The following is a 20,462-nucleotide window of genomic DNA, read 5'->3' as shown; positions in this document are numbered from 1 at the left end:
GTTTGAACGCCTGAGCTCGGCTATTGAAGTGTCGAGCCCGCTGTCGGAGTCGAAGATGAAAAACTGGCTGGACGAGATCAAGTGGGACGCTGACGGCCTGGTGCCGGCCATTGCCCAGGATCACAAGACCGGGCGCGTCCTGATGATGGCCTGGATGAACCGCGAAGCACTGGAACTGACCGCTGCCGAGAACCGCGCCATTTACTGGTCACGTTCGCGTGGCAAGCTGTGGCGCAAGGGCGAAGAGTCCGGCCATGTGCAAACCCTGCACGAGATGCGCCTGGACTGCGACGCCGACGTCATCATCCTGATGGTCGAGCAGATCGGCGACATCGCCTGCCATACCGGCCGCCAGAGCTGCTTCTACCGCGTCTATGAGAACGGCGACTGGACAACCGTCGACCCGGTCCTGAAAGATCCGCACGCCATCTATTGCGCAGGGCACAAACATGAGTGACACGCTGAACCGTCTGGCCGAGGTACTGGAAGAGCGCAAAGGCGCCGCTGCCGACAGCTCATACGTCGCCAGCCTGTACCACAAGGGCTTGAACAAGATTCTGGAAAAAGTCGGCGAAGAGTCGGTCGAAACCATCATCGCCGCCAAGGACGCCGCCGTCAGCGGCGACTGCAGCGATGTGATCTACGAAACCGCCGATCTGTGGTTCCACAGTATGGTCATGCTCGCCCAACTGGGGCAGCATCCACAGGCTGTACTCGATGAACTGGACCGTCGTTTCGGTCTCTCCGGACACGCCGAGAAAGCCTCGCGCCCGTCCGCCTGAATAACTATTAGAGAGGAGCAGCAGCATGGGCATTTTTGACTGGAAACACTGGATCGTCATCCTGGTGGTCGTGGTACTGGTGTTCGGCACCAAGAAACTGAAAAACCTTGGCACCGACGTCGGCGAGTCGATCAAGGGCTTCAAGAAAGCCATGAACGATGACGAAAAACCGGCCGATCCGAATGCGACCCCGGCCCAACCGGTTCCACCGGTACAGCCTCAGGCCTCTGTAAATCAGCCGCACACCATCGACGTGCAGGCACAGAAAGTCGAAGAGCCGATCCGCAAAGACGTGTGAGCACTGACTAATGTTTGGTATCAGCTTCTCTGAACTGCTGCTCGTCGGCCTCGTCGCCCTGCTGGTGCTGGGTCCCGAGCGCTTGCCGGGCGCTGCGCGCACCGCTGGCCTGTGGGTCGGGCGCCTGAAGCGCAGCTTCAACGCAATCAAACAGGAAGTTGAACGTGAAATCGGTGCCGACGAAATCCGTCGGCAACTGCACAACGAGCACATCCTGTCGCTTGAGCAGGAGGCGCGGAAAATCTTCACGCCGACCCAGCAGGAGCCGACGCCGGTGGAGCACGTGGGCGCGCAGACGATTCATGCGCCTGCCGCTGCCGTCGACCCGACACCCGCTCCCGTTGTCGCGCCTGTCGAACCTGCGCCTGTTGTTGCAGCCACTGCGGTTGAACCCGTTACACCTGCGGCTGCGCCCGTTGCGCCGGCCCCTCATGACCCAACACTGCCGCCGCGAGCCCCATGAGCGATCTTCCTGAAAACGACCAGCACATGCCGCTGGTTTCGCACCTCACCGAGTTGCGTACCCGTCTGCTGCGCTGCGTAGCGGCGATCTTCATCATCTTTGCCGGGCTGTTCGCCTTTACCCAGCAGATCTACACCTTCGTCTCCACGCCGCTGCGCGCGTACCTGCCCGCTGGCGCGACGATGATTGCCACTGACGTGTCGTCGCCGTTCCTGACGCCACTGAAGCTGACAATGATGGTCTCGCTGTTCCTGGCCATCCCGGTGATCCTGCACCAGATCTGGGGTTTCATCGCCCCAGGCCTGTACAAGCATGAAAAGCGCATCGCCGTGCCCTTGCTGGTCTCCAGCATCTTTCTGTTCTACGCCGGCATGGCGTTCGCCTATTTCCTGGTGTTCCCGCTGATCTTCAAGTTCTTCGCCTCCGCCACCCCGGCCGGCGTGGAAATGATGACCGACATCACCAGCTACCTCGATTTCGTCATGACGCTGTTCTTCGCCTTTGGCGTGGCGTTCGAAATTCCGGTGGCCGTGGTGCTGCTGGTGTGGATCGGCGTGGTCGACGTCAAGTACCTGAAGAAGATCCGCCCGTACGTGATCATCGGCTGCTTCGTGGTCGGCATGATCCTGACGCCACCGGACATCTTCTCGCAGACCCTGCTGGCCGTGCCGATGTGGCTGTTGTTCGAGATCGGCATCCTGTTTGGCAGTCTGATCAGCAAGCGTGGCGAGCATCCGGACGACCAGCCGGCTGACGATCACAACGACCAGCCGCCAGCGACTCAAGCGTGAACCTGCTGCTCCTCGAAGAGGCCGATTTCATTGCGGCCGACCGCGTGGTCCTGCGTGATCGCCGGTTGACCCACATGCAGGAAGTCCACCGCTGTGAAGTGGGCGACAGCATGCGCGTCGGGCGGATCGGCGGGCTGATGGGCTCGGCTGAAGTGCTGCGCCTGGGCGCCGACGAAGCGCAATTGCGCGTCACCCTCGACCAGCCCCCACCGGCCAAGCTGCCATTGACCCTGGTATTGGCCCTGCCACGACCCAAGATGCTGCGTAGGGTGTTTCAGACCGTGGCGGCCATGGGTGTGCCGCGTATCGTGCTGGTCAACAGCTATCGCGTCGAGAAGAGCTTCTGGCAGACCCCGTTCCTGGAGCCCGAGGCGATTCGCGAGCAGCTGATCCTCGGCCTCGAACAGGCCCGGGACAGCGTACTGCCGCAAGTCGTGATCGAGAAGCGCTTCAAGCCCTTCGTTGAAGACCGCCTGCCTGCCATCACCGAGGGCACTCTTGGGCTGGTGGGTCATCCCGGCCATTACCCGCCCTGCCCTCGTGCGCTGAGTGAACCGGTAACCCTGGCCATCGGTCCGGAAGGCGGCTGGATTCCTTACGAGATCGACCTGCTGGGCAAATCCGGCCTGCAACCAGTTCAGCTGGGCGAACGCATCCTGCGCGTCGAAACCGCCGTTACCGCCCTGCTCGCACGCCTCTTCTAACCAACACCATCCCTTTCGTAGGAGCTGCCGAAGGCTGCGATCTATTGATCTTAAAAAATCAAAATCAAAAGATCGCAGCCTTCGGCAGCTCCTACCCGCTCGTCAGACCGCGCCTACAGATTATCTGCCCACGGCCGATATACCTCCCATAAAACCAATGCATGGTTCGGGAGAATTGCAGCATGTACCAATGGCTGGCCGATAAGCTGGGAAACGTAGGCGTAAACCGCAAGCTGGGCGTCGGCTTCGGTCTGGTGCTGCTGCTGACATTGCTGATCACATTTACCGGCTGGACCGGCCTGAGCGATGTGACCAGTCGTGGCGATAAACTCGGTTTCATATCCGAGATCAACGGGCTGACCAAAGACCTGCGCATCGCCCGCCTGGACTACGAAACGCGTCGCGGCGAACAAGGCCCCGGTACCGTCAATGACCTGCTGGGCAAGATCGACACCAGCCTGCAAGCTGCTCGCCAGATGATCGAACAGCCCGTCGACATTGCCATGATCGACCAGCAACTGGCCGCCGTCAGCCAATACAAACAAGCATTCGCCGCCATGATCCAGGCCGGTGCCAACCGCGAAGATGCCCGCAGCAAACTCGGCGCCACCGCCGACAACGCCGTGGCCCGCGTCGCCGAAGTGGAACAATCCATGCTGCAAGGTGACAGCGTGGCGGCGTTCAACAGCGTGATCGACCTGAGCAAACTGATCCAGCAGGCGCGCTTCCAGGTGCGTGGCTACACCTACAGCGGCAAGAGCGAAGCCGAACAGCCAGCCCTAGACGCAATCGACAATGCCCTGAAGAACCTCGAGAGCCTGCCGGCCAAACTGCCTGAAGAAAACATCGCCAACCTGCAACAGGCAACTGACTCGCTGAAGGCCTATCGCGCCGCCGTCAGCCAGTTCCGCGACTCTCAGGTGGCCAGCGCCAAGGCTCTGGCACGCATGTCTGCCCAAGGCGAAATCCTGTTGGACATGAGCCAGAAACTCACCGCCTCGCAAACCGTCGTGCGTGATACCGACGCCGCCCACGCCAAGAACATGCTGACCCTCGCCACCGTGCTGGCCATCGCCTTCGGCCTGTTGGCCGCCTGGGCGATCACCCGGCAGATCATCATTCCGTTGAACCAGACCCTGGTCGTGGCCCAGCGCGTCGCCAGTGGCGACCTGACCCACAACCTGACGTCCCAGCGTCGCGACGAGCTCGGCCAGTTGCAGCGTGCCATGCAAAGCATGACCCAGGGCTTGCGCGAACTGATCGGCGGCATCAGCGATGGCGTCACGCAGATCGCCAGCGCCGCCGAAGAGCTGTCTGCCGTCACCGAGCAGACCAGCGCCGGGGTCAACAGCCAGAAGGTCGAGACCGATCAGGTCGCCACCGCCATGAACGAAATGGCCGCCACCGTACAGGAAGTCGCGCGCAACGCCGAAGAGGCCTCCGAAGCCGCCGTCGCCGCCGACCAACAGGCCCGTGAGGGCGACAAAGTGGTCGCTGAAGCCATCGCCCAGATCGAACGCCTTGCCAAGGAAGTCGGCCACTCCACCGAGGCCATGGGTGAACTCAAGCGCGAAAGCGACAAGATCGGCAGCGTGCTCGACGTCATCAAGTCCGTGGCCCAACAAACCAACCTGCTGGCCCTCAACGCCGCGATTGAAGCTGCTCGCGCCGGTGAAGCCGGGCGTGGTTTTGCCGTGGTCGCCGACGAAGTCCGCAGCCTGGCCCAGCGCACCCAGAAGTCCACCGAAGAGATCGAAGAGCTGATCGTCGGCCTGCAAAACGGCACCCAGCAAGTCGCGACCATCATGGACAACAGCCGCACCCTGACCGACAGTAGCGTTGAACTGACCCGCCGCGCCGGCGGTTCACTGGAAAGCATCACCCGCACGGTGTCGGCGATCCAGGCGATGAACCAGCAGATTGCTGCTGCCGCCGAACAGCAAAGCGCCGTGGCCGAAGAGATCAACCGGAGCGTGCTGAACGTGCGGGATGTGTCGGATCAGACCTCGGCGGCGAGCGAGGAAACCGCAGCGTCCAGCGTTGAGCTGGCGCGGTTGGGGACGCATTTGCAGATGCTGGTGGGCAAGTTCAGGGTTTGACGGCATACCCATCGCGAGCCTGCTCGCGATTGCAACAACACGAAGTGACTGACATATCTTCAGCAAAAGCTTTTTCTGAGACAAAAAAAACCCGCTTTCGCGGGTTTTTTTATTATGCCAACTGAGGCTGTTCGCTCATTGGCTTGAGCGGTAGCAGCGGCGCGTGAGGGTCGGCCTTGACCGACTCGCGCCAGGCGCCCAGCCACTCTGGGTGACCTTCGCCCCAGACCTGCTCATGCAAGCGAGCCAAGGCCACCGGGTCGCTCAGCAGTTGCACCTTCTCGTTGTTGGTCAACCCTTGCGGGCCAACCTTCATCGCGTGGCGAACCCGCTCGATCCGCAGCCATTCAATCGGCTCGGCCTGATTGTGCCGGGAGGTCGCCAACGAGCACGCCAGGGCATTCTGTTGTGGGTCGACCACCGAACGGACAAAGCCGTCGTTCAGCGCATGCCAGCGGTTTTCGTGGGTGTACTGGTCGGTCGCCAGCAGGGCCTGCGGCGGATTGTATTCCTCAGGGATCAGGAACAGGCTCTCGTCACGTGACTTCAGGCCCAGGCCGACGCGGCTGGAGATCACCGATACCGGGATCGACAGCATCAACGAACCGACGATCGGCACCAGCCACCACAGGAAGCTCGGGTTCAGCCAGATCACCAGCATGGCCCAGAAGAAGCCCAGCAGGGTTTGCGGGCCGTGGCGCTTGACCGCCTCGCTCCATGGCGTGGAGTCGTCGTCACGTTGCGGCGAGTTCCAGGTCGCGGCCCAGCCGAGGAACGCGGCGAGGACGAAACGGGTGTGGAAGATCATCCGCACCGGCGCCAGCAGCATGGAGAACAGCATCTCCAGCAGCATCGACAGGGTCACCTTGAACTTGCCGCCGAACTCTTTCGCACCCTTGGCCCAGATCAGGATGATGCTCAGCAGCTTCGGCAGGAACAGCAGCACGATGGTGGTCGAGAACAGCGCAATCGCCTTGTCCGGGTGCCATTGAGGCCACAGCGGATAGAGTTGGCGCGGTTCGAGGAAGTACTGTGGCTCCATCAGCGTGTTGACCGCCAGCAGCGCGGTCGACAGCACCAGGAAGAAGAACCACAACGGCGCCGACAGGTAGGACATCACGCCGGTCAGGAACACCGCGCGGTGCACCGGGTGCATACCCTTGACCAGGAACAGGCGGAAGTTCATCAGGTTGCCGTGGCACCAGCGACGGTCACGCTTGAGTTCGTCCAGCAGGTTCGGCGGCAGTTCTTCATAGCTGCCCGGCAAGTCGTAGGCAATCCACACGCCCCAGCCAGCACGGCGCATCAACGCGGCTTCTACGAAGTCGTGAGACAGGATCGAGCCGGAGAACGCGCCTTTACCCGGCAACGGCGCCAGGGCGCAGTGGTCGATGAACGGCTTCATGCGGATGATCGCGTTGTGGCCCCAGTAGTGCGACTCGCCCAACTGCCAGAAGTGCAGGCCGGCGGTGAACAGCGGGCCATACACGCGAGTGGCGAACTGCTGCATGCGCGCATACAGGGTATCCATGCCCGACGCCCGTGGCGCGGTCTGGATGATCCCGGCGTCCGGCGTGGCTTCCATCAGGCGCACCAGACTGGTCAGGCACTCGCCGCTCATCACGGAGTCGGCGTCGAGTACGACCATGTACTTGTAGTCACCGCCCCAGCGACGGCAGAAGTCGTCGAGGTTGCCGCTTTTGCGTTTTACGCGACGACGGCGACGGCGATAGAAGATCTTGCCGAAGCCCCCGGCTTCACGGCAGACGTCCAGCCAGGCCTGCTGCTCGGCAACGCAGATGTCAGCGTCGTTACTGTCGCTGAGCACGAAGAAGTCGAAGCGGTCCAGGTCACCCGTGGCCGCCACCGACTCGAACGTCGCGCGCAGGCCGGCGAATACACGAGGCACGTCTTCGTTGCAGATCGGCATCACCAAAGCGGTGCGTGCATCCTTCGGAATTGGCTCGTTGCCGGCACTTTTACCGGAGATACGGTATTTATCGTGACCGGTCAGCAATTCGAGGAAGCCCATCAGCGCGGTCCAGAAACCGGCCGACACCCAGCAGAACAGAATCCCGAACAGGATCAGGATGCTGGTCTGCAAGGCATACGGCAGCACTTGCGTGGCGGTTTGCAGCAGCGGTTGGTGCAAGACTTCTTCGAGGTCGACGAACGACCAGCCCTGGTACGGCATGATGCCTTTCATGTACCAGCCGGCGACGATGGTCTGGCCGAGCATCAGCAGCAACAGAATGTAGCGACGGATCGAACCCACGGTGCGCCAGCGTGCGGCCGGCAGGACACGTTCGTCCTTCGGCGGCTTCGGCGGGTTGGTACGACCGGTCATCCGGCGCCAGCCACGCACCAGAATGTTGGTGCGCCACGGCTCCGGCACGACCTTGGTCCGCCGGATCGGCGGGGTCGCCTTGAGGCAGACCCGGCCGTTGGCGTCGAGCACCAGCATTTCCGCGTCCTGCAGCTCTTCGGCAGTGCTCAGGGTCAGGCGTTTGCCCACCGAAGCCTGGGCGGCTTCGGTCGGGGCGTCGAACGTCGACGATGACAGGCGTTCGTGCAATTCGCTGAAAGACTGGCAGCCCGCGAGTTCCGCGCGCTGCTGGTCGGTCATCGGCAGATGCGCCAGATACTCGGAAAGAGTTTCTGGCCGTACTTGAGAGTTACTCATCGGCAGGCAACTGATAGCTCCAGGTTTCGGTCAGGACTTCTTCAGTCGGTGCCGATTCCGGTGTGGCTGGGGCCGCGTCGGCAGCAACAGGCTGCTTGGCGTCTTTATTGGCCTGGTCCTTGGCATCTGCAACAGGCTTGGCTTCGGCCTGCTTGGCCTCCGCTTGCCTGGCTTCCTTGTCCGCTTTCTCTTGTTGCTTGGCGGCAACCTTGTCGGCCTTGGCAACCGACGAGTTCGACGCTGGAATCGAAGTCTTGGCCAGGTCCGCCGGCACGATGTTCTGCACCAGCGCGGCACGCATCTCGGTGGACTTGCCCGGGTCCTTGATCTTCATCCGCAGGGTCAGGCGCCAGCCCTTGGTTTCAGGGTTGTAGCGCACGCTGTTTTCCACCAGCTCGGCGTTGTCGCCGACGCTGACCTGGCTGCGAACTTCCGTATCGGCCGGCAATGCCGCCAGGGACGGGCCTTCGAAGTCCACCAGGTAGGCAACGCTGCCGTCCGGCTGACGAATCAGGTTGGACTGCTTGACGTCACCCGTGGACCGCAGGGTCTGTTTGACCCAGGCGCTGTCCGGCGCGTGAATCGAGGCTTCATCCATGGTCCAGTGCATACGATAAGCGACATCGAGCGGCTGGCCAGGTTCCGGCAGTTTTTCCGGATTCCAGAAGGCAACGATGTTGTCGTTGGTTTCGTCGGCGGTCGGAATCTCGACCAGGTCGACTGTGCCTTTGCCCCAGTCACCCTTCGGCTCGATCCAGGCGCTTGGACGCTTGTCGTAACGGTCGTCGAGGTCTTCGTAATGGCTGAAGTCGCGGCCACGCTGCAGCAGACCGAAGCCGCGCGGGTTTTCCACGCTGAAGTTGCTCACGGCCAGGTGTTTCGGATTGTTCAGCGGACGCCAGATCCACTCGCCGTTGCCGGCATGGATCGCCAGACCGCTGGAATCGTGCAGCTCGCGACGGTAGTTCAGTACTTTCGACGGCTGGTTGGCGCCGAACAGGAACATGCTGGTCAACGGGGCAATGCCCAGTTTGCCGACCTTGTCACGCAGGAACATCTGCGCCTTGACGTCGACGATGGTGTCGCTGCCCGGACGCAGGGTCAGGCGATAGGCGCCGGTGGCACGCGGCGAGTCCAGCAGGGCGAAGATCACCAGGTGCTTGTCGCCTGGCTTGGGCTGCTGAATCCAGAACTCGCGGAAACGCGGGAATTCTTCGCCGGACGGCAATGCGGTATCCAGCGCCATGCCGCGAGCGGACAAACCATAGACGTGACCCTTGCCGACGACGCGGAAGTAACTCGCGCCAAGCATGGTCATGATTTCGTCTTGCTTGTCGGCCTTGTTGATCGGGTACAGCACACGGAAACCGGCATAACCCAGTTGTTCAGTGGCCTTTGGATCGAACTGCAAGTCGCCGAAGTCGAAACGACTCGGATCGTATTTGATCTCTTCGACGGTGTTGGCGGTGATTTCGTTGATTTTCACCGGCGTATCGAAATGCATGCCCTGGTGATAGAAGGACAGCTTGAACGGCGTCTTCTGATCAGCCCACTCGGCCTTTTCCGTCAGAAAACGAATTTTCTGATAGTCCGCGAATTTCATGTCGCGGAACTCGTTCGGCAGGTTACTGCGCGGCGCTTCGTATTTCTGCGCGGCCAGCTCTTTTGCCTTGACCGATACATCATCCAGACTGAATGCCCAAAGCTGACCGGCGCTGAGCAGGCAGAGCAGTGCAGAGCCCGCTACCAGGGCGCTGCGTAACCGTTTGGCAGACAATTTTGGTGCGTTACAGGGACTAACAATCACGAGCAACCCTCGCCGAAAACAGATCAAAAAACCAACGGCCAGTTAAAGGGCCTGCACGGTGTACGGTCTGAAAAAACCGCCCTTGCAAACCACTCTTGCCAAGTTGGCGAGCATTGTTCCGACTCCGCTGGGGCGAAATGATTCCCCAATCGGATCCGGACAAGTCTCTACCTAAGTCAAAATGGACCAACGAACGCTGATCCCCGTAGCGCGGGATTATCTAGTAGGCCGCGTTACAACGCATCAGGGGTAACAAAGTATTTATCGCGAAAAAGCCCTGTTTTCAGTCGAAATGAGCGTAAAAACTTGTTTCAAACGCTTTCAGGTCTGTAACAGGAAGGTTACCGGGCCATCATTGACCAGGTGCACCTGCATATCCGCGCCGAATCTACCTGATGCCACAGTGCCATGCACCTGTTTCGCTTTGCTTAATAGATAGTCGAACAACTCCTCGCCCAGCGCCGGAGGGGCCGCGGTCGAGAAACCCGGACGCAGCCCGCTTTTGGTATCGGCAGCCAGGGTGAACTGAGAGACCAGCAGCAGCCCGCCGCCCACATCCGCCAGGGACAGATTCATCTTGCCCTCGGCGTCACTGAATACCCGATAGTTAAGCAGTTTATTAAGAAGTTTGTCGGCGCTGGCCCGCGTATCGTCGGGCTCGACGGCTACCAGGACCAGCAATCCCTGATCGACGGCACCCACGATCTCGCCCGCGACCTCGACCCGCGCGCCGCGCACACGCTGTAGCAGACCCTTCATGCTTCTTCAGGCGGCAGGTCGAGCAGACGCCGGGCCATCTGATCGGCGGCGCGTACCAGCGCGTCGGTGATGCCCGGCTCGGAAGCGGCATGACCGGCATCGCGGATGACCTGCAGTTCGCTGTTCGGCCACGCTTGATGCAATTCCCAGGCGTTATCCAGCGGGCAGATAACGTCATAGCGACCATGGATGATCACACCAGGCAAATGGGCGATCTTGCCCATGTCGCGAATCAGCTGGTTCTGCTCCAGGAAGGCATTGTTGGTGAAGTAGTGGCATTCGATGCGGGCAATCGACAACGCACGTTGTGGTTCGGAGAAGCGATCGACCACCAGCGGGTTGGGACGCAAGGTCGCGGTACGGCCCTCCCAGGTGGACCAGGCTTTGGCCGCGTGCATCTGGGCGATCTGGTCGTTGCCGACCAGTCGCTTGTGGAACGCGGTGAGCAAGTCGTCGCGCTCGTCCAGCGGGATCGGCGCGATGTAGTCCTGCCAGTAATCGGGGAACAGGCGGCTGGCGCCGGCCTGGTAGAACCATTCGATTTCCTGCGGGCGGCAGAGAAAGATCCCGCGCAGGATCAGGCCGTGTACCCGCTCAGGATGGGTTTGTGCGTAGGCCAGCGCCAGGGTCGAACCCCAGGAACCGCCAAACAGCACCCACTTATCGATGCCCAGGTGCTGGCGAATCCGCTCGAGGTCGGCGACCAGGTCCCAGGTAGTGTTGTTTTCCAGGCTGGCGTGGGGGGTGGATCGACCGCAACCGCGCTGATCGAAGGTGACAATGCGATAGAGGTTTGGATCGAAGAAACAACGACTTTGGGCATCACATCCGGCGCCGGGGCCACCGTGGATGAACACCACCGGCAAACCTTCCGGTGAACCGCTTTCGTCGACGTACAGGGTGTGGGTTTCGTCGACGGCCAGATCGTGCCGGGCGTGGGGTTTGATCTGCGGGTACAAAGTCTGCATTGCGCACTCCGTAAGGGGTCGAGGTCATCCCTGGGGGGACTTCTATTATTCTGCCGTCCGGCATCATAAACCCGAATTACGTCAATGAGCATGCCCGCGCGAAGTCAGAGTCTTTGCGCAAGATAACCAAACAGGGTTTCGTACAGCGCATCGACCTCGGTTACCTGCCCGCGGGCCCGCAAACAGCCATGGACCAAACCCTCGCCGACATACAGAGTGGCAATCACGCCCGCGGCATTCAGTCGCTCGGCATACAGCACGCCGTCATTACGCAACGGGTCGAATTGCGCCACGGCGATCAATGCCGGTGGCAGTCCGCTGAAGTCCGTGGCGAGCAATGGCATGGCGCAGGCGCTCGGATGGCGGGTGCCTTGCAGGTAAAGCGCGTGATAGTAATCGACGTCACTACTGCTGAGTAACGGCGCGTCGATGCACTCACTGCGCGACGGCAGCCGGTGATCGCCACCCAACCCCGGATAGATCAGCACCTGCGCGCACGGCAGCGGCTCACCGGCATCGCGTAGCGCCAGGCACAACGCCGCCGCCAGGTTGCCACCGGCACTGTCGCCGGCCACCAGCGTGCGCTCGGGGTCGAGTTTAAACGGCCCGGCGCGCAGTGCTCGCCACACCGTCAGGCAATCATCGAACGCGGCGGGAAACGGATGTTCCGGTGCCCGACGGTAATCGACGGCGATCACCCGTACACCGAGTGTCGATGCCCATTCGGCGCAGATGAAGTCGTGGGAATCGAGGTCCCCCACCACCCAGCCACCGCCATGCAAATAAACGATGCACGACGCACCGCTGGCCGGTGGCTGATAGGAACGAACCGCAACACCGTCCAACTCGAAATCGACCACCTGCAACCCGGCGGGACGTGCCGGGGTAAATGCCCGGCACATCTCGCTGTAGGCCTGGCGCAACCCGGTGATACTGCTGTCGGTACTGTTGAAACTCAGGGTTTTGTCGACGAAAGCCGTCATCTGTTTGGAAAGCGGGTATGGAGCCATGAGCCTGGTGCTCGTTCAGGGAAATGTGTGGGACCCACAGGACTTGATCAGACAGGGATCAGTTCTTCAGGCTGGCCTGAACCGTGGCCACGCCGTCCTTGCCATCGAAACTGCTGACACCCGCCAGCCAGCGCTGCAAGTCCTCGGGATGGTCACGCAGCCATTTTTTCGCGACATCCTGAGCCGTCTGGCGCTCCATGATCGGCACCATCAACTGGCTTTCCTGGGCGGCGGTGAACGTCAGGTTTTCCAGCAACCGATTGACGTTCGGGCAGCGCTGGGCGTAATCCGGTGCAGTCACGGTGGAGACCGTCGCGGCGCCTTCATTCGGTCCGTAGACGTCTTCGCTGCCGGTCAGATAGTCGATCTTCATGTTGATGTTCATCGGGTGCGGGGTCCAGCCGACGAACACCACGAACTCCTTGCGATTCACCGCCCGCTGAACGGCAGCGAGCATGCCGGCTTCACCGGACTCGATCAGTTTGAAGTCCTTGAGGCCAAAGTGATTGGTTTCGATCATGGTCTTGATCGTGGTGTTGGCGCCGCTGCCCGGCTCGATGCCGTAGATCTTGCCGCCGAGCTGATCCTTGAACTTCGCGATGTCGGCAAAGGTTTTCAGGCCCGCCGCTGCCACATAATCCGGGACCGCGAGGGTGGCCTGGGCATCGGCCAGGCTTGGCTTGTCCATGACCTTGACCTGATTGGTAGCCACGAAGGGCGCGATGTTTTTATCCATCGCCGGCTTCCAGTAACCAAGGAAGATGTCCAGGCGCTTGTCGCGGATACCGGCGAAGATGATTTGCTGTACGGCGCTGGTTTGCTTGCTTTCGTAGCCCAGACCGTTGAGCAGCACATCGGCCATGCCGCTGGTGGCGATCACGTCGGTCCAGTTGACCACGCCCATACGCACGGTTTTGCAGGAGGCGTCGTCCGCGGCCATGGCGCCGGCGCCCAACAGAGCGGTGCCGCAGAAGATTGAGAGACAGCGGGTGAACAGACCTTTGGGGCTTGTCATAGTGAGCATTCTCGTGCGGCAGCGGATTATTGTCGGGGCGGTGTCTTTGTGCACCGTGGCCAGAACATTACGCAGCGGACGAGTGGTGAAAGCGACCTGTGGCGACCGTGTTTTGCACGGTGGCGACTGTCATGTGCAGATGTTGAGGCATATGAAAACCTGTGGGAGCGAGCTTGCTCCGGGCGGCGTTCCGACGATGAGGCCATAACATCCGACATTAATGTTGCCTGACAGTACGCCATCGCGAGCAAGCTCGCTCCCACAGGGTTTTGCGACAGTATTAACGGTTGTAGTGCTTCTCGCCCCAGGCCAGCAACCCTTGCAGCAACTCCTTCAACACCACCCGCGTCGGCTCCGCCAGGTCCGGGCGATAACGGAACGGCACGAACTCATCCATGTAGGTGCACTGCCCCAACTCCAGCTGCACCGCATGAATGTTTTCTGCCGGGTTACCGTAATGACGGGTGATGTGCCCGCCCTTGAAGCGCCCGTTGAGTACGTGGGTGTAGTTGTCGTGAAGCGCGCAGATCGCTTCCAGACGGGTCGCAAGCTGTGGATCGCAACTGGCACCGTTAAAGGTGCCGAGGTTGAAGTCTGGCAGCTTGCCGTCGAACAGGTGCGGGATGATCGAGCGGATCGAGTGCGCATCGAACAGCAGCGCATAGCCGAACTCGGCTTTCAGCCGCGCCAGCTCCTGCTGCAAGGTGCTGTGGTACGGCGTCCAGATCTGCTCCAGATAAGTCGCACGTTCTTCTTTCGACGGCTCCAGCCCTTCACGGAACAACGGCACGCCGTCGAACAGCGTGGCCGGGTACAGGCCTGTGGTCGCGCCCACGTACAGCGGCTTGTCGTCGGATGGCCGGTTCAGGTCGATGACGAACCGCGAGTACTCGGCGGCCAGGGTGCTTGCACCCAGTTGCGCGGCGAAGTCGTAAAGCTGCGGGATATGCCAGTCGGTATCCGGCAGGCTTTTCGCGTCAGGGATCAACCCGGCTTCGACCGCAGGTGTCAGGCGCACGCCAGCGTGGGGCATGCTGATCAGCAGCGGTACGCGGCCTTGTTTGAAGTTCAGAACCTTATCCACAACAGATCTCCTACAGACTTGATTCGACGCCGTGGCGCACGACGCGTTTTTCCAGGTCGCCGCCCAGCCAGTAACACAGGTCGGCCGGACGATCGATTTGCCAGGCGACAAAATCCGCGACCTTGCCGACCTCCAGCGAACCATGGGTGTCAGCCATGCCCAGTGCGGTGGCGGCATGAATCGTCGCGCCGGCCAGGGCCTCTTCCGGGGTCATGCGCAAGCAGGTGCAAGCCATGTTCAGCATCAGGCGCAACGACAGTGCCGGCGAGGTGCCCGGGTTGAGGTCGCTGGCGATGGCGATCTTCACGCCGTGCTTGCGCAGGGCTTCCATCGGCGGCAATTGGGTTTCGCGCAGGAAGTAAAAGGCGCCGGGCAACAGCACCGCGACCGTCCCGGACTTGGCCATGGCAATGGCGTCGTCCTCGGTCATGAACTCCAGGTGATCGGCGGACAATGCGTGATAACGCGCCGCCAGGCTCGAGCCATGCAGCGACGACAACTGCTCGGCATGCAGCTTCACTGGCAGGCCCAGTTTCTGGGCGGTGATGAACACCCGCTCGACTTGTGCCGGGGAGAACGCCAGGTACTCGCAGAACGCGTCCACCGCATCGACCAGACCTTCGGCGGCCAGGGCCGGGAGCATGTCGGCGCAGATGTGATCGATATAGTCGTCAGCGCGATCCTTGTACTCCGGCGGCAAGGCGTGAGCCGCCAGGCAGGTGCTGCGCACGCTGACCGGCAGTTCGGCGCCGAGGCGACGGGCCACGCGCAGCATCTTGCGTTCGTTGGCCAGGTCCAGGCCGTAGCCGGACTTGATTTCGATGCTGGTGACACCATCACGCATCAGGCTTTTCAGGCGCTTGGCGGCACTGGCGAACAGTTCATCTTCGCTGGCTGCGCGGGTGGCGCGCACGGTGCTGGCAATACCGCCACCGCTGGCGGCAATTTCCGCGTAGCTGACGCCTTGCAGGCGCTGTTCGAATTCACCGCTGCGGTTACCGCCGAACACCGTGTGAGTGTGGCAATCGATCAGGCCCGGCGTGACCCAGGCCCCACTCAAATCATTGACGGCCGGGTACTCGCCCGCCGGCAATTCACCGCGTGGGCCGATCCACTCAATGTGCGCTCCTGACGTCACGATGGCCGCGTCCTCGATGATCGAGTAGACGCCTTGTGCCATGGTTGCGACGTGACAGTGTTGCCAGAGAGTTTTCATCCGTGGCCTCCATTAGGTTATCGATGAGAAAAAACAGGGTCCTGTGTCACCAGGGCTGCCTGGCCCGCCGCCGGTTTCACCCACGTCAGGTAGGCCAGCACCAGCAACACGATCCAGACCACGCCGACGATCAGCGCTGCCTGGGTGTCCGGGAAATAGCCCAGCACGCCGAAGATGAACAGCATGAAGACAATCGCCGCCGCTGGCGCATAAGGCCACAGCGGTACCGGGAATTTCAGTTGTGCCACCTGCTCGGCGCTCATGGACCGGCGCATGGCCACCTGGGTCACCAGAATCATCAGCCAGACCCACACCGTGGCAAAGGTCGCGATGGAAGCGATCAACAGGAACACGTTTTCCGGGATCAGGTAATTCAGCAACACACCCAGCAACAGCGCGGCACTCATCACCACCACCGTCATCCATGGCACGCCATTGCGCGACAGGCGGGCGAAACCCTTGGGTGCATGCCCTTGCTGGGCCAGGCCGAACATCATGCGGCCAGCGCCGAAGATGTCACTGTTGATCGCCGAAATCGCCGCCGTGATCACCACGATATTGAGGATGGTGGCCGCCGAGCTGATCCCCAGCTTGTCGAAAATCTGCACGAACGGGCTGCCCTGGCTGCCGATCTGCTGCCATGGAAAGATCGACATCAGCACCAGCATCGTCAGCACGTAGAACAGCAGGATCCGTAACGGTACGGCATTGATCGCCCGGGGCAGCACATGCTGCGGATCCTTGGCTTCACCTGCCGTTACGCCGATGATTTCAATACCGCCAAACGCAAACATCACTACCGCGAACGAAGCGATCAGACCGCCCATGCCATTGGGCATGAAACCGCCGTGGTTCCAGAGGTTGCTGATGTCGGTCGCCTGGCCTGGGGCCGAGCTGATGCCGAACCACATGATGCCGAAACCGCCCAGGATCATCGCGACGATGGCCGCGACCTTGAGCAGCGACAGCCAGAACTCCATTTCACCGAAGACTTTGACGTTGCACAAGTTCAGGCCGCCAACGATGGAAACGACACCCAGCACCCAGATCCAGCGGGAAACCTCCGGGAACCAGAAGCCCATGTAAATACCGAATGCAGTGACGTCGGCCATGCCGACGATGACCATTTCGAATGCGTAGGTCCAACCGAGGATGAAGCCTGCCATCGGCCCCAGGTAGGTGCTGGCGTACTGGCCGAAAGAGCCGGCCACCGGGTTGTGCACCGCCATCTCACCGAGGGCGCGCATGACCATGAACACCGCCGCGCCGCCGATCAGGTAAGCGAGCAGTACCGCAGGCCCGGCCATTTGAATGGCCGAGGCAGATCCATAAAACAGCCCGGTGCCGATTGCCGACCCCAGCGCCATGAAGCGAATATGTCGGGCAGAGAGCCCGCGTTTCAAACCTTTTTCTGGCTGTTGCATTTCTCGTCCCTAATTATTGTTATTCGACGCTAAATCGAATCGCTGGCAAGCCAGCTCCTACAGGTTCAACGCGATCCATGTGGGAGCGGCGGTGCGACGATTCGACTTGCTCGCGAAGGGGCAATTACAGGCTAGGCAGCAACTTCGCCGTCACCAGTTCGTTCAGGCAACGCGAGGCCAACAATTCAGACGCCGCATTGATGTCCGGCGCAAAGAACCGGTCCTTCTCATAGAAAGGCACGTCGTTACGCAGGATGGCACGGGCCTTTTCCAGCTTTGGCGAAGTCTTAAGGCCGTTGCGCAGGTCCAGGCCCTGCACTGCCGCCAGCCATTCCACCGCGAGAATCCCACGGGTGTTCTCGGCCATTTCCCACAGACGCTTGCCAGCCGCTGGAGCCATGGAAACGTGGTCTTCCTGGTTGGCGGAAGTCGGCAGGCTGTCCACCGAATGCGGATGGGACAATGCCTTGTTCTCGCTGGCCAGTGCCGCCGCGGTCACCTGGGCGATCATGAAACCGGAGTTCACGCCACCGTTGGCCACCAGGAACGGCGGCAGTTGCGACATGTGCTTGTCCATCATCAGCGAGATACGGCGCTCGCTCAGGGAGCCGATTTCGGCGATGGCCAGCGCCATGTTGTCAGCGGCCATGGCCACTGGTTCTGCGTGGAAGTTGCCACCGGAGATCACGTCACCTTCAGCGGCGAACACCAACGGGTTGTCGGAAACGGCGTTGGCTTCGATCGCCAGTACTTCGGCCGCTTGACGGAACTGGGTCAGGCAGGCGCCCATGACTTGTGGCTGGCAGCGCAGGGAGTACGGGTCTTGTACCTTCTCGCAGTTTTCGTGGGAGTCGGACACTTCGCTGCGCTCGCCCAGCAGGTCGCGGTAAGCGGCGGCGGCGTCGATCTGGCCTTTCTGGCCACGGGCAGCGTGGATGCGGGCGTCGAACGGCGAACGCGAGCCCAAGACCGCTTCAACGGTCAGGCCGCCCAGGGCCAAGGCACCGGCGAACAGGTCTTCGCCTTCAAACAGGCCACGCAAGGCGAAAGCGGTGGACACCTGAGTGCCGTTGAGCAGCGCCAGGCCTTCTTTCGCGGCCAGGGTCAGCGGGGTCAGACCTGCAACTTTCAGCGCTTCGGTGGCTTCCATCCACTCGCCTTTGTAGCGTGCCTTGCCTTCGCCCAGCAGCACCAGGGACATATGGGCCAGAGGCGCCAGGTCACCGGAAGCACCGACCGAACCTTTCAATGGAATGTGCGGGTACACCTCGGCGTTGATCAGGGCGATCAGCGCGTCGATCACCACGCGGCGGATGCCAGAGAACCCACGGCTCAGGCTGTTGACCTTGAGCACCATGATCAGTCGCACCAGCTCATCGCTGATCGGCTGGCCGACACCGGCGGCGTGGGACAGCACCAGCGAGCGTTGCAGGTTTTCCAGGTCTTCGCTGGCGATGCGGGTCGAGGCCAGCAGGCCGAAACCGGTGTTGATGCCGTAGGCGGTGCGGTTCTCGGCGAGGATCTGTTCCACGCAGGCAACGCTGGCTTCGATCTGGGCCGAGGCGCTGTGGTCGAGGGTCAGTTTCACCGGCTGCTGATAGACGTCACGCAGTTGGGCGAGGCTCAGTTGGCCGGGAATCAGGTTTAGCGCAGTCATTTTGTGCTCCTTTTGAGAGTTGTTGTTAACTCACCAGACGCTCCGGAGATGTCCGTTGTCCGTCGCGTCTGCCTTTTGGGGAGCCGCGCCTTGGCACGCTGGTGTTGTTGAAATCAGTTCAGGTTGGGAAAAGTGTTGTGCAGCAAAGTCGGGTCTTTCAATACAGCGGCAGCGGCGGCGATGTCCGGTGCCAACCAGCGATCCTGGTCGTAGGGGGCAACATGCTCGCGCAGCAGACGCCAGGCCGCATCGGTGCCGGCGCCGAAGCGTTGTTCTTTCAAAAATTCAAACGCCTGGGCTGCCAGCAAATACTCGATGGCGAGGATCTGCGTGCAGTTTTCGAGCGCGCGGTGCAGCTTCAGCGCGGCGTTGGTGCCCAGGCTCAGGTGATCTTCCTGCAGGCCCGACGTCACGAAGTTATCCAGCACCGCCGGTTGTGCCAGTTGACGATTTTCCGCGCACAGCGAAGCGGCGACGTATTGCACGATCATCATCCCGGAGTTCACCCCCGGGTTGGCCACCAGGAAGGCCGGCAGGCCACTGACGTGCGGGTTGATCAAACGGTCCAGGCGACGCTCGGCGATGGAGCCGATTTCCGCCATGGCAATCGCCAGCAGGTCCGCCGCCATTGCCACGGACTGGCCGTGGGGGTTGGCTTGGGACACCACGCGATAGCTGTCGGCAGTACCCAGCACCAGCGGGTTATCGGTGGTGCCGTTGAGTTCGGTTTCGATCTGTTTGCTCGCGTGTACCAATTGGTCGCGAGCGGCGCCGTGCACCTGCGGGATCGAGCGGATGCTCAGGGCGTCCTGGGTACGGATGCCTTTGCTCTGGGCAATCACTTCGCTGCCGTCGAGCAAGGCCCGCAGGTTGTTCCCGACCTGTTGCATGCCAGGGTGCGGCTTGAGCGCGATGATCTCGGCATCGAAGGCGTCGATCTGCCCTCGCTGGGCCTCGAAGCTCATGGCACCGATCACGTCGGCCCATTCCAGCAGGCGCGTGGCATCGGCAATCGCCAGGCAGCTCAAGCCGGTCATGCACGGCGTACCGTTGACCAGGCACAAACCGTCCTTGGCACCAAGCTTGACCGGTTGCAGGCCTTCTTCGGCCAGCGCTTGCTGCGCGGAAACGACCTGGCCGCGATAGCTGACATTGCCAACGCCCAACAGCGCGATGCCGATGTGCGCCATGTGGGTCAGGTAGCCCACGGAACCCTGGGACGGCACTTGCGGCGTGATGCCACGGTTGAGCAGGGCCAGCAGGGCTTCGACGACCTGACGGTGCAGGCCGGATTTACCGTGGCTGTAGTTGACGACGGCGGCGCACATGATCGAGCGGGTCTGCTCGTTGGTCAGTGGCGCGCCAACGCCACAGGCGTGGCTGAGCAAGGTGTTGCGCGACAACTGGCTGAGTTGTTCGTCCTGCAGCGAGACGTTGCACAGCGCGCCCAGGCCGGTGTTGATGCCGTAGGCACGTTCGCCACTGGTAACGATGCGCTGGACGATGGCCTGCGCGTTTTCGATGCGCGCCCAGATCGGCGCCGACAGCTCAAGCTGTGCGCCATGACGAGCAACGGCGACCACGTCCTGCCAACTGACCTGCGCCTCGGTGATAACGATTTTTTCAGCCTGGGACATCTTCAACCTCATCTAAATAAAATCAAAAGATCGCAGCCTTCGGCAGCTCCTACACCGAGTACGGC

The 20,462-nt window shown here is 61.5% G+C and carries 18 protein-coding genes and 1 pseudogene; 8 read left to right on the top strand and 11 right to left on the bottom strand.

The genetic code is table 11. From position 1 onward, the window contains the following. Positions 1–55 precede the first annotated feature (55 nt). From hisI to AB4O40_RS19335, 8 genes and pseudogenes are all read left to right on the top strand, one after another. Entirely contained in the window at positions 56–457 is a 402-nt protein-coding gene (gene hisI / locus AB4O40_RS19370; protein ID WP_007975565.1) for a phosphoribosyl-AMP cyclohydrolase, read from the top strand. Next, positions 450–782 carry a phosphoribosyl-ATP diphosphatase gene (locus AB4O40_RS19365; RefSeq protein ID WP_056725734.1) on the top strand — a complete coding sequence of 111 codons (333 nt, stop codon included), beginning with the start codon at positions 450–452 and terminating at the stop codon, positions 780–782. The genes hisI and AB4O40_RS19365 overlap by 8 nt, the downstream gene beginning before the upstream one ends. A gap of 25 nt (positions 783–807) precedes the next feature. After that, positions 808–1,080, top strand: a complete 273-nt coding sequence (locus AB4O40_RS19360) for a twin-arginine translocase TatA/TatE family subunit (RefSeq protein ID WP_007989280.1) — start codon at positions 808–810, stop codon at positions 1,078–1,080. 10 nt (positions 1,081–1,090) lie between these two features. After that, positions 1,091–1,543, top strand: coding sequence for a Sec-independent protein translocase protein TatB (tatB, locus tag AB4O40_RS19355; protein ID WP_082562979.1), 453 nt, complete (start codon positions 1,091–1,093; stop codon positions 1,541–1,543). Next, positions 1,540–2,334 carry a twin-arginine translocase subunit TatC gene (tatC, locus tag AB4O40_RS19350; protein WP_007989278.1) on the top strand — a complete coding sequence of 265 codons (795 nt, stop codon included), beginning with the start codon at positions 1,540–1,542 and terminating at the stop codon, positions 2,332–2,334. Before tatB ends, tatC begins: the two co-directional genes overlap by 4 nt. Beyond that, complete coding sequence (locus tag AB4O40_RS19345) at positions 2,331–3,038, top strand: 16S rRNA (uracil(1498)-N(3))-methyltransferase (RefSeq protein WP_460053632.1); 708 nt, start codon at positions 2,331–2,333, stop codon at positions 3,036–3,038. Before tatC ends, AB4O40_RS19345 begins: the two co-directional genes overlap by 4 nt. 161 nt (positions 3,039–3,199) lie before the next feature. Then, positions 3,200–4,234 (top strand): annotated as a pseudogene (locus AB4O40_RS19340) (methyl-accepting chemotaxis protein); the annotation flags it as partial. 30 nt (positions 4,235–4,264) lie between these two features. After that, positions 4,265–5,137, top strand: coding sequence for a methyl-accepting chemotaxis protein (locus tag AB4O40_RS19335; protein ID WP_409078611.1), 873 nt, complete (start codon positions 4,265–4,267; stop codon positions 5,135–5,137). 112 nt (positions 5,138–5,249) lie between these two features. On the opposite strand, the gene mdoH is transcribed toward AB4O40_RS19335, so the two are convergent. From mdoH to hutH (AB4O40_RS19280), 11 genes are all read right to left on the bottom strand, one after another. Then, positions 5,250–7,820 carry a glucans biosynthesis glucosyltransferase MdoH gene (mdoH, locus tag AB4O40_RS19330; RefSeq protein ID WP_056725741.1) on the bottom strand — a complete coding sequence of 857 codons (2,571 nt, stop codon included), beginning with the start codon at positions 7,818–7,820 and terminating at the stop codon, positions 5,250–5,252. After that, positions 7,813–9,627, bottom strand: coding sequence for a glucan biosynthesis protein (locus tag AB4O40_RS19325; RefSeq protein WP_056725743.1), 1,815 nt, complete (start codon positions 9,625–9,627; stop codon positions 7,813–7,815). Before AB4O40_RS19325 ends, mdoH begins: the two co-directional genes overlap by 8 nt. Positions 9,628–9,948: 321 nt before the next feature. Beyond that, entirely contained in the window at positions 9,949–10,386 is a 438-nt protein-coding gene (gene dtd, locus AB4O40_RS19320) for a D-aminoacyl-tRNA deacylase (RefSeq protein WP_008047807.1), read from the bottom strand. Beyond that, positions 10,383–11,354, bottom strand: a complete 972-nt coding sequence (gene pip, locus AB4O40_RS19315; protein WP_056725745.1) for a prolyl aminopeptidase — start codon at positions 11,352–11,354, stop codon at positions 10,383–10,385. The genes dtd and pip overlap by 4 nt, the downstream gene beginning before the upstream one ends. Positions 11,355–11,458: 104 nt before the next feature. Next, positions 11,459–12,364: an alpha/beta hydrolase gene (locus tag AB4O40_RS19310; RefSeq protein ID WP_460053635.1), complete on the bottom strand. Its 906-nt coding sequence runs from the start codon at positions 12,362–12,364 to the stop codon at positions 11,459–11,461. A 58-nt stretch (positions 12,365–12,422) separates the two neighbouring features. After that, positions 12,423–13,379 (bottom strand): choline ABC transporter substrate-binding protein, encoded by a 957-nt coding sequence (locus AB4O40_RS19305; protein ID WP_460053636.1) that lies wholly within the window; start codon positions 13,377–13,379, stop codon positions 12,423–12,425. Between the two features lie 280 nt (positions 13,380–13,659). After that, complete coding sequence (hutG, locus tag AB4O40_RS19300; protein WP_056725750.1) at positions 13,660–14,463, bottom strand: N-formylglutamate deformylase; 804 nt, start codon at positions 14,461–14,463, stop codon at positions 13,660–13,662. 10 nt (positions 14,464–14,473) lie between these two features. Then, positions 14,474–15,679, bottom strand: a complete 1,206-nt coding sequence (gene hutI, locus AB4O40_RS19295) for an imidazolonepropionase (protein WP_056725752.1) — start codon at positions 15,677–15,679, stop codon at positions 14,474–14,476. 17 nt (positions 15,680–15,696) lie between these two features. Continuing rightward, the gene (locus AB4O40_RS19290) at positions 15,697–17,103 is read right to left on the bottom strand and encodes an amino acid permease (RefSeq protein ID WP_056725755.1); all 1,407 of its coding nucleotides are present in this window, start codon (positions 17,101–17,103) and stop codon (positions 15,697–15,699) included. 124 nt (positions 17,104–17,227) lie between these two features. Beyond that, positions 17,228–18,760, bottom strand: a complete 1,533-nt coding sequence (gene hutH, locus AB4O40_RS19285; RefSeq protein ID WP_056725757.1) for a histidine ammonia-lyase — start codon at positions 18,758–18,760, stop codon at positions 17,228–17,230. Between the two features lie 113 nt (positions 18,761–18,873). Continuing rightward, positions 18,874–20,397 (bottom strand): histidine ammonia-lyase, encoded by a 1,524-nt coding sequence (gene hutH, locus AB4O40_RS19280; RefSeq protein ID WP_056725759.1) that lies wholly within the window; start codon positions 20,395–20,397, stop codon positions 18,874–18,876. Positions 20,398–20,462: the final 65 nt, after the last annotated feature.

It is taken from the genome of Pseudomonas sp. S2_F07, assembly GCF_054668325.1.
This window is presented reverse-complemented; position numbering and strand designations above follow the sequence as displayed.

Coding starts and splice junctions, on each gene's coding strand:
- tatC (WP_007989278.1), top strand. CDS start 1,540: ATGAGCGATCTTCCTGAAAACGACCAGCACATGCCGCTGGTTTCGCAC.
- hutH (WP_056725757.1), bottom strand. CDS start 18,760: ATGACTGCGCTAAACCTGATTCCCGGCCAACTGAGCCTCGCCCAACTG.
- pip (WP_056725745.1), bottom strand. CDS start 11,354: ATGCAGACTTTGTACCCGCAGATCAAACCCCACGCCCGGCACGATCTG.
- AB4O40_RS19310 (WP_460053635.1), bottom strand. CDS start 12,364: ATGGCTCCATACCCGCTTTCCAAACAGATGACGGCTTTCGTCGACAAA.
- tatB (WP_082562979.1), top strand. CDS start 1,091: ATGTTTGGTATCAGCTTCTCTGAACTGCTGCTCGTCGGCCTCGTCGCC.
- AB4O40_RS19360 (WP_007989280.1), top strand. CDS start 808: ATGGGCATTTTTGACTGGAAACACTGGATCGTCATCCTGGTGGTCGTG.
- hisI (WP_007975565.1), top strand. CDS start 56: ATGAAAAACTGGCTGGACGAGATCAAGTGGGACGCTGACGGCCTGGTG.
- mdoH (WP_056725741.1), bottom strand. CDS start 7,820: ATGAGTAACTCTCAAGTACGGCCAGAAACTCTTTCCGAGTATCTGGCG.
- AB4O40_RS19335 (WP_409078611.1), top strand. CDS start 4,265: ATGCAAAGCATGACCCAGGGCTTGCGCGAACTGATCGGCGGCATCAGC.
- hutI (WP_056725752.1), bottom strand. CDS start 15,679: ATGAAAACTCTCTGGCAACACTGTCACGTCGCAACCATGGCACAAGGC.
- AB4O40_RS19305 (WP_460053636.1), bottom strand. CDS start 13,379: ATGACAAGCCCCAAAGGTCTGTTCACCCGCTGTCTCTCAATCTTCTGC.
- AB4O40_RS19365 (WP_056725734.1), top strand. CDS start 450: ATGAGTGACACGCTGAACCGTCTGGCCGAGGTACTGGAAGAGCGCAAA.
- AB4O40_RS19290 (WP_056725755.1), bottom strand. CDS start 17,103: ATGCAACAGCCAGAAAAAGGTTTGAAACGCGGGCTCTCTGCCCGACAT.
- hutH (WP_056725759.1), bottom strand. CDS start 20,397: ATGTCCCAGGCTGAAAAAATCGTTATCACCGAGGCGCAGGTCAGTTGG.
- dtd (WP_008047807.1), bottom strand. CDS start 10,386: ATGAAGGGTCTGCTACAGCGTGTGCGCGGCGCGCGGGTCGAGGTCGCG.